This window comes from Thiothrix sp. UBA5583 (assembly GCA_002425225.1).
Taxonomy (GTDB): Bacteria; Pseudomonadota; Gammaproteobacteria; order Thiotrichales; family Thiotrichaceae; genus Thiothrix; species Thiothrix moscowensis.
Map to the genome: position 1 here is coordinate 1 of DILV01000036.1, position 13,628 is coordinate 13,628.

General features: G+C 54.5%; 13 protein-coding genes and 1 pseudogene. 4 read left to right on the forward strand and 10 right to left on the reverse strand.

Annotated elements, in window-relative coordinates; all coding sequences use genetic code 11:
- Positions 1 to 410: 410 nt before the first annotated feature.
- Both B2U47_RS14865 and B2U47_RS14870 read left to right on the forward strand, forming a co-directional pair.
- Positions 411 to 854, forward strand: a complete 444-nt coding sequence (locus B2U47_RS14865) for a hypothetical protein (RefSeq protein ID WP_296680032.1) — start codon at positions 411 to 413, stop codon at positions 852 to 854.
- Positions 844 to 1,233, forward strand: coding sequence for a hypothetical protein (locus B2U47_RS14870; protein ID WP_296680034.1), 390 nt, complete (start codon positions 844 to 846; stop codon positions 1,231 to 1,233). The genes B2U47_RS14865 and B2U47_RS14870 overlap by 11 nt, the downstream gene beginning before the upstream one ends.
- Before the next feature lie 3 nt (positions 1,234 to 1,236).
- Here B2U47_RS14870 and mnmC read toward each other — a convergent pair whose 3' ends face one another.
- The 10 genes from mnmC to B2U47_RS14920 all read right to left on the reverse strand — a co-directional run bounded on the left by mnmC (position 1,237) and on the right by B2U47_RS14920 (position 12,168).
- The gene (mnmC, locus tag B2U47_RS14875) at positions 1,237 to 3,138 is read right to left on the reverse strand and encodes a bifunctional tRNA (5-methylaminomethyl-2-thiouridine)(34)-methyltransferase MnmD/FAD-dependent 5-carboxymethylaminomethyl-2-thiouridine(34) oxidoreductase MnmC (RefSeq protein ID WP_296680037.1); all 1,902 of its coding nucleotides are present in this window, start codon (positions 3,136 to 3,138) and stop codon (positions 1,237 to 1,239) included.
- A gap of 53 nt (positions 3,139 to 3,191) precedes the next feature.
- On the reverse strand, positions 3,192 to 3,455 hold the full coding sequence (locus B2U47_RS14880) for a hypothetical protein (RefSeq protein ID WP_296680039.1): 264 nt from the start codon (positions 3,453 to 3,455) through the stop codon (positions 3,192 to 3,194).
- 232 nt (positions 3,456 to 3,687) lie between these two features.
- Complete coding sequence (locus tag B2U47_RS14885) at positions 3,688 to 3,987, reverse strand: hypothetical protein (protein ID WP_296680041.1); 300 nt, start codon at positions 3,985 to 3,987, stop codon at positions 3,688 to 3,690.
- A gap of 226 nt (positions 3,988 to 4,213) precedes the next feature.
- Positions 4,214 to 4,687: a rhodanese-like domain-containing protein gene (locus B2U47_RS14890; RefSeq protein WP_296680043.1), complete on the reverse strand. Its 474-nt coding sequence runs from the start codon at positions 4,685 to 4,687 to the stop codon at positions 4,214 to 4,216.
- A 74-nt stretch (positions 4,688 to 4,761) separates the two neighbouring features.
- Positions 4,762 to 5,433 carry a response regulator gene (locus B2U47_RS14895; protein ID WP_296680045.1) on the reverse strand — a complete coding sequence of 224 codons (672 nt, stop codon included), beginning with the start codon at positions 5,431 to 5,433 and terminating at the stop codon, positions 4,762 to 4,764.
- Positions 5,434 to 5,459: 26 nt separating this feature from the next.
- Positions 5,460 to 7,151 carry a GAF domain-containing sensor histidine kinase gene (locus tag B2U47_RS14900; RefSeq protein ID WP_296680047.1) on the reverse strand — a complete coding sequence of 564 codons (1,692 nt, stop codon included), beginning with the start codon at positions 7,149 to 7,151 and terminating at the stop codon, positions 5,460 to 5,462.
- 3 nt (positions 7,152 to 7,154) lie between these two features.
- Positions 7,155 to 7,469, reverse strand: coding sequence for a HesB/IscA family protein (locus B2U47_RS14905; RefSeq protein ID WP_296680049.1), 315 nt, complete (start codon positions 7,467 to 7,469; stop codon positions 7,155 to 7,157).
- On the reverse strand, positions 7,466 to 8,857 hold the full coding sequence (locus B2U47_RS14910; protein ID WP_296680051.1) for a cobyrinate a,c-diamide synthase: 1,392 nt from the start codon (positions 8,855 to 8,857) through the stop codon (positions 7,466 to 7,468). Before B2U47_RS14910 ends, B2U47_RS14905 begins: the two co-directional genes overlap by 4 nt.
- A 48-nt stretch (positions 8,858 to 8,905) precedes the next feature.
- On the reverse strand, positions 8,906 to 10,267 hold the full coding sequence (locus tag B2U47_RS14915) for a sigma-54-dependent transcriptional regulator (protein ID WP_296680053.1): 1,362 nt from the start codon (positions 10,265 to 10,267) through the stop codon (positions 8,906 to 8,908).
- Entirely contained in the window at positions 10,264 to 12,168 is a 1,905-nt protein-coding gene (locus B2U47_RS14920) for a sensor histidine kinase (protein WP_296680058.1), read from the reverse strand. Before B2U47_RS14920 ends, B2U47_RS14915 begins: the two co-directional genes overlap by 4 nt.
- A gap of 265 nt (positions 12,169 to 12,433) precedes the next feature.
- On the opposite strand from B2U47_RS14920, the gene B2U47_RS14925 reads away from it, so the two are divergent.
- Both B2U47_RS14925 and B2U47_RS14930 read left to right on the forward strand, forming a co-directional pair.
- On the forward strand, positions 12,434 to 12,742 hold the full coding sequence (locus B2U47_RS14925) for a hypothetical protein (protein ID WP_296680059.1): 309 nt from the start codon (positions 12,434 to 12,436) through the stop codon (positions 12,740 to 12,742).
- Positions 12,743 to 12,791: 49 nt separating this feature from the next.
- Positions 12,792 to 13,628 (forward strand): annotated as a pseudogene (locus tag B2U47_RS14930) (hypothetical protein); the annotation flags it as partial.

Sequence of the window (13,628 nt, forward strand, 5' to 3'; positions counted from 1 at the left end):
ATGCCACCCATACCAGACATGCCACTCATACCCGTTTGCTTGGGAGCTTCAGCCTTTGGAGCTTCTACTTTTTTCTCTTCGCCACAGCCGCTCAATACGCCCATAGCCAAAACCAGTGCAGATACACTTACAGCAATCTTTTTCATAACTAACGTCTCCTGAATGGGATATTGTGGAAATTTTGGATAAAGTCTCGGGAAGAATATACCGGTTTATTTCCTGTTATTAGGACTGACTGGAAAGCGTCGTTGCATTACCATGATGACAACACTTTGTCCAGTAGTTAGGCCAGCATCCTAATTGAGGGATATAGTGATGTCAATGACATACCTTAAAAAATGCCGGGGTATGCTTGAGTCTGCCTTTGGCACGAATTATGCTCATCACTTTGGAACCAACAGCGTGCTGCGATGACTGAACAACATCCCTTCCTACACCATTTTCGCGGTTCATTTTCTGGCGTATTGCGCTGGCATCAACTGGACGACCTGTGGCAACGGGTTATCGCTGACAACGCCAGCGGCTGGTATGTGTATGCTGTCGGCGAAGAACCGCCCACCACCATGCTTACCGGCGACAACCTGAACCTTGTTGTCAGGGAACTGGATGAATTGCTGCGGCGTGAACATGACGAAGATTATTGTGGCATCGTCTACACCGATTCCATGCAACAACCCACCTTCATCAAGGTATTTGACCCGAACAATCTTGGCTCCACCTGCGGTTCCAGTGGCAACCCGCCCTTGCCGGGCTGGATATTGTCGAAATTGCAACCCATCAACCTGCCTGCTGCCATGCCCCAACCGGGCAACCGGCGTCGTTGGTGGCAAAAACTGTTTACCCATGCGCATTAAAGACCCTGTTACCCTTGCCGGATGGATGGCAACGCTGGTACTTGGAGGCGTCGCCGTGTTCCTGTACCTGCCCGACATGCTGGGTAACAAGACTATTGCGCCCCCTGAACCTGCTGCACCGGTAGCGCAACAGCGCCTTACTACTCCGGCACAGCCAACCAATACCCTGCCAATGACATCCCCTGCACCGCAAGCCTCGCTTGCACCTGTGCCACCCTCCGCACCGGATGAAGAAGCCATGCGCCGCGAGTTGCAGCAATTGCAGGAACAACTTCAGGCTCTGGAACAGGAAAATGCCCGTCTTGAACAGGAAGTCAGCAAAGCTGCGGCTGAAAACCAGCGATTAGGCGAAGAAATCGACAAAATACGTCCGCAGTGACGTTCATAGCCCTTTAGCCAATTGCCGGATCAGGAAGCGCCCCGGATGCAGGTTGCCATACAAACTGGCTTGCAGTGGCAATGGCTCGCCATCCATGAGCGCCGCTAGCATTTCCGCACACAAACCACTGGTTGCCAGCCCACGTGAACCGTAACCGGCGGAAATGAACATCCCCGACTGGTACATAGCGGGTGGATACGCTTGCCGCGTTCTGCCATGCCGCAAATCAGCATATGCCTGCCGGAACAAGCCATCATCCGGCAATGCCCCCACCACGGGATAACGATCCGGTGTAGTCATGCGGATGGCAGCATGACCACTTGCCACCTGTGACAGTGAAGCAGCAAACTCGGGCAAATACTGCTGTAATTGCTGGAAATTGATGCTATTCGCCGCCTCACTCAACTGTGCTTCACGCACATGACGCACAAACGTTGCACCGAAAATGTGTTCCCCCGCCACGGCTGGTGTCAAATACCCTTCATGCCCTAGGGTGGTACGCAAACCTGCGGTGAAAGCCGAAGCCTTGCCACGGCTGGTTTGCCCCATCACAGGCAAAAATGGCAGGAAAGCGCTTTGGGCATACTGGTCTGCCATATTGCCACTGGCAAACACCGTAACACCCTCATTCTGGGAAGGCTCTGCCTTTTCCAGACAACGAATCTCGATATTGGCATGGTCTGCCAGCGCACGGCATAAACTTGCCGGGTACAACCAGCCTGCCTGCGGGAAATAACTAGCTCCAACCAACAACGGGATTCCGGCAAGTAGCGACGCGGTTTCCGCATCCACAATCTGCACAAAATCATCCGGCAAACCACGTTCATGGATGGCTTGCTGGCGGGCAGCTTCACGGGGCTCGTGTGCCAGTTGCAAAGCGCCACACTGCGCCCATTCAATCTCATGCCCGCTCTGCTCCAGCATACGGATTTGGCGCAAGGCATACAGGAATGCCTGTTGGTAGAAACTCTCCCCCCAACCTGGCTGGGCAGTCATTTTGGGTATCAGCACACCAGCACGATTGCCGGATGCTTCCGTTGCCAGTCGCCCATGCTGTTCCAGCAAGGTCACTTGCCAGCCACGTTCCGCCAGTGAACGCGCAATCTGACAACCGGCAATACCACCACCGATGATGCGGGCGTGACGATTCCCGACAGGTTCTGGCAAGGCAAACCAGGAGGGAATACCTTGTTGCGACATCAGCTCAGCACTTGCCTTGGCTATCAGCATTTCACGCTTTGTGCCAAAACCGGGGCGTTTTTCAACCACAAACCCGATCGCTTGCAGATTGCGCCGTACCTCTCCGGCTGCGGTAAAAGTTGCCAGCGTAGCATCCGCATTGCACAAACCAGCCATGCCCTGCAACACCGGCAATTGCCACATCGTCGGATTACGCGCGGGGGCAAAACCATCCAGATACCAGGCATCTACATGGGCAACGATTTCCGGCAAGGCTTCCAGCACATCCATGAAACACAAGGTCAGGGTGATGCACCCACCCGCCAGCCGCAAACGATGAAAACCCGCCAGCAACGGCGGGTACTGCGCCAGCAATTCTTCTGCCAACGGTGCAAGCTCAGGCCATGCAACCAACAAACCACGCAAGGTGTCTTTGAGAATGGGGTGTTTTTCGATGGAAATGAAATGCAGCCGCCCGCAACGCTGGGGGTCAGCCTGCCACGCCTGCCAGGTAGCGAGGAAATTCAGCCCCGTACCGAAACCGGTTTCTGCGATGGTAAACTGCGGCCTGCACTGCCAACGCTCAGGTAACCGGTTGCCTTGCAGGAACACATGACGTGATTCGGCAAGCCCATCCTGCCGGGAGAAATAGCAGTCGGCGAAATCGGTAGCGTAGGGAGTCCCTGATTCATCCAGGGACAATCGGGCAGGAATCAGTTCAGGCATGTACAGCGTCCAATAGCAAACCCATCAGGGCATGAACGATAGCACAAGCAGACTCAGGCGCGGTAAAGGGTAATTTTCTGGCTCAGCTCTATGGGTTCTTCCAACCAGGCCGAATACAAATCCGACTGGATGGCAAACAGCACTTCACCACTTGGCAACATGCCTTTGAGATCGACCCTCACACCACCATCCATGCGTTCCGCAGTCAAGTTGATTTCGACCTGTTCATCTTCTGCCTTGAAACGTTGCAACAGCAATCTGGCAATATCTTGCGCCATTTCCTGCAACAGTTTGACGGTCAATACTTTTGCAACCACCGGACTCCCCCAACAGCACGTGTGCAAACAACAAGATGGCGATTATATACGCAACAACTCCGTAAAACATAGTGGAAAATGCAACGTATCAATTTCGTTTTACAGCAAAATCTACCCGAAGGATTGTAGCTTTTCGACATGCTGGCAGCACTTTGATCTGCTTGGGCAACAACAGTAACAGCGGATGCACGTCGCACCCGCATGAATGCCGTCAACCTCAGCCTTAGCCAGCTCAACGTGGCTTGCGTACCGGCAAGGCACAAAAGGTGGTGCATTGCTTATTATCACCAATCGTGGTTTCCACATTGGGCTGCGGGGCAGCTTGCGCCAGTTTAACAGGCTCCGCAGGGGCAGCCTCAACCAGCAGCGTGGCAGACTTGACCTGCTCTGGTGCTACTTGCTCCTGGGTACTGGCTTTCTCAGTAGCAGGCTTATCGGCACCGAACGGATTCAGGTTGGACAACACGGACACAGAGCCGGAAGTAACACTGGAAACCGTGTCTGATACGGTTGAACATCCTGTCAGCGACATGACGACCGCTAATAGCGCCAACCTGCGTGATGAAGTTTTAAAAAATGATGGAAAATACATGGCGACTCCCGACCTATTTGATGGGCAAATACAACACTCGTGCACAGTTTTAAGCGTGCAAACCAACAAGAGTGTAGCAGGAGAAACACAAGACTGCACATAAAATGATCAAATAAGCACGGAGCTGTTGCTATTCGGCAACAAAGCACTGACCAACAGCAACTTATCAGAACTTCGGCCCTATCTGCTCCGGGCGCACGGCTGGGTTCAAGCCCTCTTCGGCCTCATCAATATCAACCTGTTCACCGGCATCGTTGTAAAGGGGAAGCTCGTAATCGTTCCAGCCACGAATGCCGGTTTTCATCGAATACACTTCCTGGTAGCCCATCAACTGCATGGTCAGGGCAGCCAGTGCGGTACGGTTGCCTGAGCGGCAAATCAGCACGACCGGTTTGTCCCGCGCCATTACCAGTTCAGGGATGGTTTCGGAATAACCCCAGTCACAGGCGGTTTCCAGAATACCACGCGGAACCAGCAGCGAATTCTGGATATGCCCAACCGCATATTCATCGGCTTCACGGATGTCGACCAGCATCAGTTCCGGGTTGGTAGCCAGCATTTCCTCGACATCCCAAGGCATCAGTTCGCTTACCTTGGGCAAGGCTTCGGCGACTAGCGCCGCAAAGGTTTTCTGGGTCATGGTGTGTATCCAAGGTCAGGCTCCCTTCACCTCTTGCATGGGAAGGGCTGGGGATGGAGAGTAAACAAACATGATTATTCGGAATTGGCTGACTCGGCACGGATACCGTGTTCCACCGCCATCACGGCAGCGGTAATGCGCGAACTGACATTGAGCTTGCGCAAAATGGCTTTTACATGCAGTTTGACAGTGCCATCCGAAATGCCCAGATTGCGGGCAATGACCTTGTTACTCTGGCCTTCTGCCAGCAAGGTGAGGATTTCGTATTCACGCGGGGTCAGTTCAGAAAACGGGTTGGCTGCCTTGTCTTCTCTGGCGTGGGCATCACCGCCTTGTACTACCCGCGCCAGTACGGGGGCAAGTTCCGGGGCAACCACGGTTTTGCCTGCCACGATTTCGCGCAAAGCCAGTACCAGTTCATCCGGCTCAATGTCTTTCAGCAAATAGCCGCGAGCACCGCTGCGCAGTGCTTCGACCAAATCGTTTTCATTGCTGCTGGTAGTCAGCATCACCACCCGCAAATTCGGATGATGCTTGCGCAACTGGCGCAGGACGCTGAGGCCATCCATTTGCGGCATCCGCATGTCCAGCAGCACAACATCGGGAGCAAAGGCAGCGGCAGCCGCCAACCCTTCGTCACCGCTACCAACAGCAGCAACCACGCGGATACCCCGGCGGGTCAGCAAATCTTCCAGACCTGCACGGAACAGGGTGTGATCATCAATCAGCAATACTTTTTCGTTCATGTGCGGTCGCTTGTTACTGTGGTCATCTAGGGTGCTGTCCTCACACCAAATAGGTCAGACAGCTTCTTGGCTGGGGGTGCATCAAAGTTCAGTTGTATCAGTGTACCCTCACCAGGTTCACTTTCAAACTGTATCTCGCCCCCGATCTTTTCCGCCCGTTCCTGCATGATGCGCAGGCCGATCTGTTCACCAGTGGTCGGGTTTGGTTCTGGCAGGGGATCGGGTAAACCAACCCCGTCATCTTCCACCAGAATGCTGCAACGCCCTTCCTCGGTACTGTGCATCAACAGACGCACAGTGGTGGCCTTACTATGTTTGCGGATGTTTGCAAGTGCTTCCTGGACTATGCGAATGACCTCTATCTCGGCCTCACGCTCCAGATCCTGGAGGAACCAGTTATGGTAAAAAAACACTTCCATGCCGGTTTCCGTGCGGAACCGTTCGCTCAGGCGCTCGACAGCCCGCACCACGCCCTTGCCATCAATCGGCGCACGGAAATCGGTAATCAGGCTGCGCAATTCGGCGTAAGCTGCGTCGATGGTGTTTTCCAGCACTTCAAGCTCCTGCCACATGGAAGACTCGTCGCCCCGATGAAAGGAGTCATCCAGCAAACGCACCTTGAAGCGCAGGCTGGCAAGCGTCTGTGCCAGTGAGTCATGCAGCTCGTGCGCCATGCGAGTACGCTCTTCAATAACGGAAAGAGTACGCATGTCTTCGTCACTGCTGGCTTTTTCAATAGCCATCCCCAAATGCTGACCGATACTGATCAGCAGCTCGTCATCTTCCAGCTTGTCGTAGCGCCCTTGGCGGATGAACAAGTTGTAAACACCCAGCACCCGGTCACGGTATTGCAACGGAATCGCCAACATTTCCAGATCCTGTTCGCCCTTGCACAGCGGCGTGCCAATGATCTGGTTACACAGGGCAACATTGCCCTGAATCCTGATGTCACGCTCTGTCGCTGACAACCCGCACAAGCAGGTTGGGGCTGGCAAGGTTTCTTCCAGTGATATGGCTGCCGAATTCAGGCCAACGCTCGATACCAGTCGCAGTTTGCCTTCCCGGTCGAGCAGGCGCACGGTGGCAGCCTCGGCATGAACCACATCTTTCAAAGTATGCAGGAAACGTTTGAACAAGTCCTCCAGACTGTCCGCACGATTGACGCAGCTTGCCACCTCATACAGTACGCTCAAGTGGCGCTTTTTCTGCGCAAGGTATTTTTCCTGCCGATCCATGCGCTTTTGTTGCATCCGTGACAGGGCTTGATAATCCTCGGTGATGGCATTGATCTGCTCACGGATTTTGCGTGACGGGCAGCTTTTGCCGGAAATTGGCATCCGTGCCGAAAAGTCGGCCTTACGCAGACGGATAGCCCAACGTGACAATTCCATGCCAAACTTGGAAAACTCCCGCCATACCCAGTACAGCATGGACAAACCACCAATACCGGCAGCTATCCACAACACGGTCATGACAGGTGCTACCCACTGTGGATGGCCATCGGTACTGGTTGCCCAGAAATAGACCGCGCCAATCACGCTAAAAATGCACAACAGAATCACCAGACTGATTTTGGCTTGCCACGGCAGGTCAATAACCGGGCGTCCTTCCTGGCTCGCCCAGTAGGTATTGCGGGTGGCGTTACCCACCGTGTCGTCAACCTCTGCCTGTTTTTGCAGCGGGGGCTTAACGGGAAATTTGACGACCGTTTCCTGCATGGTTTACAGCGCCTGCGGTGGACGGTAGTTGGGGTCGTTGGGATTCATGAACACGAATTCGAGCTTGCCGTCAATGTCGACATAATCCAGCGTCATGCCCTGAACCAGCGGCTGGGAAGTAGCATCTACCACCAGTTGAACCCCTTCACTGTCGATGGCCTGATCACCGTCACGGCTCTGGTCATCAAACCCCATCAGGTAGTGGAAAGCACCATCCGGCTTTTTCTGGATGGCAATACGCAACGGCAGCCCGATGGCATTGCCTTGTACGGAGGCAGTACGTATCTGCACGGCGGCGTGTGGTGTCACGGTAATCATGAAAATCTTTTCCTTTTGCACTGTCGGATGAATTCAACGAAACGCTGCGCCCAGCGGAACTGGGCAGTGTCGCGCATATGGGTGTAAGAAGCCAGCATGTTACGGTATAGCCAACCATCGTGCTGCCCGTCAATACCAGTACCCCGCGTCATACGGTAGGCAAAGTGCCCCTCGCCCGTCAAATTTTCAAGCCTTGAATAGTGAAACTCATGGGCATTGATGGTTTTGCTGCTGTCACCACCAGGCCAAGGCATGTCTGCGGTTTCCTGCAACTTGACGTAACCCCTGCCCTGCGGTCTGGGGTACATCACTGCATCACCGGGAATGACACCAACCATGTTGGCCTGCTGCCCGTTCCACACTAGGCTGCGCGACAGATACATCAGGCCACCGCATTCGGCATAGGTTGGCAAGCCATTGTCGATGGCTGTACGGATGGATTCTCGCATCAAGACATTGGCAGAAAGTTGCTGCATGTGGGTTTCAGGAAACCCTCCGCCAATGAACAGGCCGTCGATATTCGCAGGCAAAGTGGTATCGTGCAGGGTATTGACGGGCACGAGTTCCGCACCGGCCTGTTGCAGGGCTTCGAGGTCGCCGGGGTAGTAGAAACCGAAGGCGGGGTCTTGGCAGATGGCAATACGCAGAGTTGGGGAACGCCCCCCCATCCCCAACCCTTCCCCCACAAGGGGTGAAGGGAGCAAAGCTGCTCCGTCTGCAATTTCCCGCAACAATCCCAAATCCATCTGCGCCATCACCAGATCACGAATCCTTGCGATTTGCGCTTCAGCTTCACGGCTTTCATTGCTGGGCATCAACCCCAAATGGCGTTCTTCGATTTCCATTGCCGGGTTGTCATGGACTGCCCCCAGCACCTTGATGTCGGTGTAATGCTCGACCGACTCACGCAACTTACTGGCATGACGTGCCCCACCCACCCGGTTGAAAATGATTCCGGCAAGCTGGATGTCACGGTTGAATGCCTGATAGCCCAGCAGCAAAGGCGCAATCCCACGGGTCATACCACGGGTATCGACCACCAGCACCACGGGCGAACGGGTCAGTTGTGCCACGGCTGCATTGCTGTCGGAACCATCCAGCGCCATGCCGTCATACAGCCCCTTGTTGGCTTCAATCAGGGCAATATCGGCATCGGCAGCGTAGTGTTGCACCGTCTGGATGATTTCAGCCGGGGTCATGGTATTGAAATCGAGGTTGTGGCACGCACGCCCGCTGGCGGCTCCCAGCCACAAGGGATCAATATAGTCAGGGCCTTTCTTGAACGGCTGCACCTTCATGCCCTGCGCACGCAAAGCCGCGCACAGACCAATCGACAACGTGGTCTTGCCAGAGGATTTATGGGTTGCGGAAATGAAGATTCTTGCCATTGCACCATTCTAGTACAAAACAAGTATATTATTAAGTGTTAATATAGCTCAGGCTTCCATGAAATCGTGCTTTTTCAACAGCCTGTAGACATTACGCTCGCTAATCCCCAAAGTACGGGCAACCTTGCCGCGATGACCGCTGAATTTTTCCAGCAGTAGCTCCAGATAATGCCTTTCCAAGTCTTCCAGCGTGGGTTCCTGTTCAAAATTCAGGTGGATGCCCTTGCTGCTGCCAGTACTGACAATTGCCGAGGAGGAATTATCCTGAAGCGCAATGTGCTGCGGCAGAATCCGGGCAGCATCACCGGAAAGGATAATAGCACGTTCCACCATGTTCTTGAGTTCGCGGATATTGCCAGGCCACGGATAGGCCAGCAGTTTATCGAGTGCCTCGCCTGCCAGATGCTTGTTGACCCGGCGCGAAAAATCATGGTTATTGATGAAATGCTGCACCAGCGCGGGAATATCGTCACTGCGTTTGCGTAAGGGTGGTACATAGATGGTAAAGGCATTCAGGCGATAAAACAGGTCGGCACGGAAACTGCCTTCCTGCGACATCGCCAGCAAATCGCGGTTGGTTGCCGCCACCACCCGCACATTGGCGGTCAGGTCACGGGTTCCCCCCACGCGGCGAAACCTGCCAGTTTCCAGCACCCGTAGCAGCTTGGCCTGAATGGTCGGGCTGATTTCACCGATTTCATCCAGAAACAGCGTACCGCCTTCGGCACTTTCGATCAGCCCTTTTTTCTGCCGGTCAGCGCCAGTGAAAGCCCCTTTCTCATGCCCGAACAACTCGGATTCAAACAGGCTTTCCTGCATGGTGCAGCAATCCAGCGCCACGAAACTGTGGCCTGCCACCTGACTGCGCTCGTGGATTTCACGTGCCACCAGTTCCTTGCCGACCCCGCTTTCGCCCTGAACCAGTACTGTCATCATGCTGGGAGCGACGGCATCAATCATGTGTTCAACCTCTTTCAAGGCAGCACTTTGCCCAACCATGAAGGATTTGCGTTTTTGCTCCTGTTCCTTGAGGTAACGGAATTCCTTTTGCATGTTGTGCGTATCCAGCACACGGCGGATCACCAGTTGCAACTCATCCAGATTGACCGGCTTGAGCAGGTATTCCGCCGCACCAGCCTGCATCGACACCACCGCATCCTTGACGCTGCCATAAGCGGTCATGATGATCACCGGATAGTCAGCCACCAGTTGTGGCAGGACTTCACGCCCGTTAGCATCCGGCAACTGGCAATCCAGCAGGATCAGGTGCGGGTCATGCTGTTGCAGGTAAACCTGTGCCGCTGCCCAGGAATGAACCCCGGTCGCTGCGTGCCCCATGCGGTTCAGTTGCCCCACCATCAGGCGGTTAAGGGTCATGTCATCGTCAATCACCAGTACCAGCGGAATCATGCGGCATCCTCCTGCCATTCATCAGCGTCCGGGAAATGCAGGACGAACACGGTTTTGCCGGGGGCATGTTCTGCCACCTGTATCTGCCCACCATGCTGTCTGACCAGATTGCGGGTAATGGTCAACCCCAGCCCGGAACCACGCTGGTCATGCCGACGGCTGAAGAATGGATCGAAAATATGCGCCAGCACTTCATCACTGATGCCGGTTCCACTGTCTTCCACCCGGATTTCCACCTGATCACCCTGCCGCAAGGTCACTACCCGCACATCGCCCCCGTCTGGCATGGCGTGAAAAGCATTTTGCACCAGATTCAGGATGATCATGCGCAGGTCATTGTCGGCTGCCAGAATGCGCGGATTGCCTTCGTCCAGTTGCAGATGTTCGCGGATACCTTTTTGTTCACGCTCGAAACGCAGCAGGGAAAGGGTTTCGCGGATCACCACATTCACCTCCACCAGTTCGGGGTGATTGCTGGCAAGCGTACCCAGTTTCATCAGGCGGCGGGTTACATCCAGGCACTGTTCGACCCGCTCATCCACCAGATGCAGGTAATCCTTGAGTTCACTGACATCATGCGCAGGCGTATCCAGAAGCTGGCTGCTGGCTTGCAGGGCGATGCGTACCGAAGCCAACGGATTGTGGATTTCATGCGCAACACCTGCTGCCAGTTCACCCAGTGAGGCAAGTTTTTGTTCGTGGGAATAATGCACGGCTTTTTCCAGATCCCGCACCGATTCAACCACCCAGTATTGTGTGACCCCTTGCACCGTCACCGGCAAACGGGCGGCATACACTTCGGTGGATAACAGTGAACCGTCGGCACGCTCCAGTGTTTCCACAAATTTCAGGCTGGTGTGTTGCTCATCCAGCACATGCAGCGGGCAGGTACGCAAGGAAGGCGGGCAAGGCGCATCAAGCTGGTGGCTGACCCGATAGCAGGGTTGCTGACGCAATGCCTGTGGAGATGCAGAGCCACTTTGCTGGGCATAAGCCCGGTTGGCAAGCACAATCCGGTGGTCTGGATCAATGACCCGCACACCGTCGGGTACGGCATCCACCAGATCTTGCAGGAACTGCTCCCGGCTTTTCAGTTCCTGATGGCTGTGTTGCAGGCTGGCAGCCATGCGGTTGAATGTGCTGGCCAGATTGCCCATCTCGTCTTCACCACTGACCATCACACGGGTGGCAAGGTCGCCTTGTGACAGCAACTGACTGGCATGATGCAAACGGGCTACTGGTTGCAACACATAACGCTGCATGAACCACCAAGCAGCCCAGGCACTGAACAACACGGCAACACCCCCGGCTCCCACCAGTATCAGGATGTTCATCAAGCCTTTCTGCCGGATCGGGGCTGCATCGTAATCCACCACCAGAATGCCATTGACCGGATTCAACTCTGCCGCACCGTGGCATTGCATACACTCCGGCTTGTTCCTGACCGGATGAAAGGTGCGCAACAATTCATCACCATTGTCGGCGATGGTGAAATGGGTAACTGGCTCTTGTGGCAAACTGGCTGGCGTGCAGCCGGGACAGAATTCCCCGATCATCGCCACCGCCGCCTGCCCCAGACGTTGTGGCTGGGAGGCAAAACGCACTTCTCCCGCCGGGTTGAGGATCATGACTTCGCGTATCCCCTCCTGTTTGCCCAGATCGTTGATGATGTCACGCAAACCGGGCAGATCACGGCGCAACATGGCGCGTTCCAGCGATGACTTAAGCAACAGGCTGACAGAATGCGATGCCTGGGTACGTTCCTCGGCTATTTGTGCACTATAGAAATAGTAAAACATCAGCAGGAAACACACCGACACCAGCCCCAGTACCCCAAACAGGAACAGGATGAAACGGCGGCTGAGATGTTGTTGATGGAATATCTGCATGAGAGCTGACATAAAAACCCGTTGTGTACTTGTATTTGCCTTGAGTGTAATGCATATCATGACAAAATGTCTTTTCTCTTGCTGGCACATGACATCCTGTCACACCACAGCATGACAACATGTCATGCTCAAGAAAGCCAGCCAGAGAAACCTCATCATTCATACCTGAGAAAAGTATTTGATTTTCAAAGAATAAAACATATAAAACCCTATCTGGCACGTTTCCTGCTTGAGCTAAGGTGATGAGTGAGGAAGCGCAACAAAGGAGGCAATTCACATGCGAATGCGACATTTCATTTTTTCCAGCATACACATCACATTGCTCACACTGATGATTGCCCCGGTTCAGGCGGAAGATCCTGCTTACATTGCAGGTACAAACCCAGCAGAACGTCCGGCTAACGCCCCTGTCGTGACAGAGGTCAAGAAGGATGCTGCATGGTATAGCGCCGCACTGACAGGGGTAGAACAACCCTATCCTGCGTCGCTGCGTTTTATGGAAAACCAAGGCAATTGGTATTCCCCCTTCACTCATGCCGGGATGCTAGGCCCTTATGACATACGGGGCTGGCACAAAAGTGACTAAAGTTTCGGCGTCGCACACACAATTCCTATCCATTTCAAGGAGGTTTCAGATGAAACAATTAGTAATGAAAACACTGGCTGTTATGGTTGGCGCAATTCTGCTCGCACCTATTGCTATTGCTGAACAGCAGCAAGGCATGGCTGGCATGGGTGGTATGTCCGGGATGCAAGGCATGGGTGGTATGTCCGGGATGCAAGGCATGGATGGCATGTCCGGGATGCAAGGCATGGGCGGCATGTCCGGGATGCAAGGCATGGACGGAATGAGCGGCATGTCGGGCATGGCAGGCCGTCAGCAAGGCATGAGCGGCATGTCTGGGATGCAAGGCATGGGTGGCATGTCAGGCATGAATGGAATGAGCGGCATGTCTGGGATGCAGGGCATGGGTGGCATGTCAGGCATGAACGGAATGAGCGGCATGTCTGGGATGCAGGGTATGGCTGGTAACAAGGTTTGTACCAAGTGGGCTCCCGTCCAGACTGGCATGGCAGGAATGCAAGGTATGAGTGGTATGGGCGGTATGTCAGGCATGAATGGTATGTCTGGAATGCAGGGCATGGGCGGTATGTCAGGCATGAACGGCATGTCTGGAATGCAGGGCATGGGCGGCATGTCGGGCATGAATGGCATGTCTGGGATGCAGGGCATGGACGGAATGAGCGGCATGGGTGGCATGTCGGGCATGAACGGAATGGGTGGCATGGGTGGCATGGGTGGCATGTCGGGCATGAACGGAATGGGTGGCATGTCTGGGATGCAAGGCATGAGCGGCAGCCCTGCCATGGTCTGTATTGAATGGGCCGATGCACCTCAAAGTGGCATGTCGGGCATGAACGGAATGAGCGGCATGGGCGGCATGTCTGGGATGCAGGGCATGGGCGGTATG

Coding starts and splice junctions, on each gene's coding strand:
- B2U47_RS14865 (WP_296680032.1), top strand. CDS start 411: ATGACTGAACAACATCCCTTCCTACACCATTTTCGCGGTTCATTTTCT.
- B2U47_RS14870 (WP_296680034.1), top strand. CDS start 844: ATGCGCATTAAAGACCCTGTTACCCTTGCCGGATGGATGGCAACGCTG.
- mnmC (WP_296680037.1), bottom strand. CDS start 3,138: ATGCCTGAACTGATTCCTGCCCGATTGTCCCTGGATGAATCAGGGACT.
- B2U47_RS14885 (WP_296680041.1), bottom strand. CDS start 3,987: ATGTCGCTGACAGGATGTTCAACCGTATCAGACACGGTTTCCAGTGTT.
- B2U47_RS14890 (WP_296680043.1), bottom strand. CDS start 4,687: ATGACCCAGAAAACCTTTGCGGCGCTAGTCGCCGAAGCCTTGCCCAAG.
- B2U47_RS14895 (WP_296680045.1), bottom strand. CDS start 5,433: ATGAACGAAAAAGTATTGCTGATTGATGATCACACCCTGTTCCGTGCA.
- B2U47_RS14900 (WP_296680047.1), bottom strand. CDS start 7,151: ATGCAGGAAACGGTCGTCAAATTTCCCGTTAAGCCCCCGCTGCAAAAA.
- B2U47_RS14905 (WP_296680049.1), bottom strand. CDS start 7,469: ATGATTACCGTGACACCACACGCCGCCGTGCAGATACGTACTGCCTCC.
- B2U47_RS14910 (WP_296680051.1), bottom strand. CDS start 8,857: ATGGCAAGAATCTTCATTTCCGCAACCCATAAATCCTCTGGCAAGACC.
- B2U47_RS14915 (WP_296680053.1), bottom strand. CDS start 10,267: ATGATTCCGCTGGTACTGGTGATTGACGATGACATGACCCTTAACCGC.
- B2U47_RS14920 (WP_296680058.1), bottom strand. CDS start 12,168: ATGTCAGCTCTCATGCAGATATTCCATCAACAACATCTCAGCCGCCGT.
- B2U47_RS14925 (WP_296680059.1), top strand. CDS start 12,434: ATGCGAATGCGACATTTCATTTTTTCCAGCATACACATCACATTGCTC.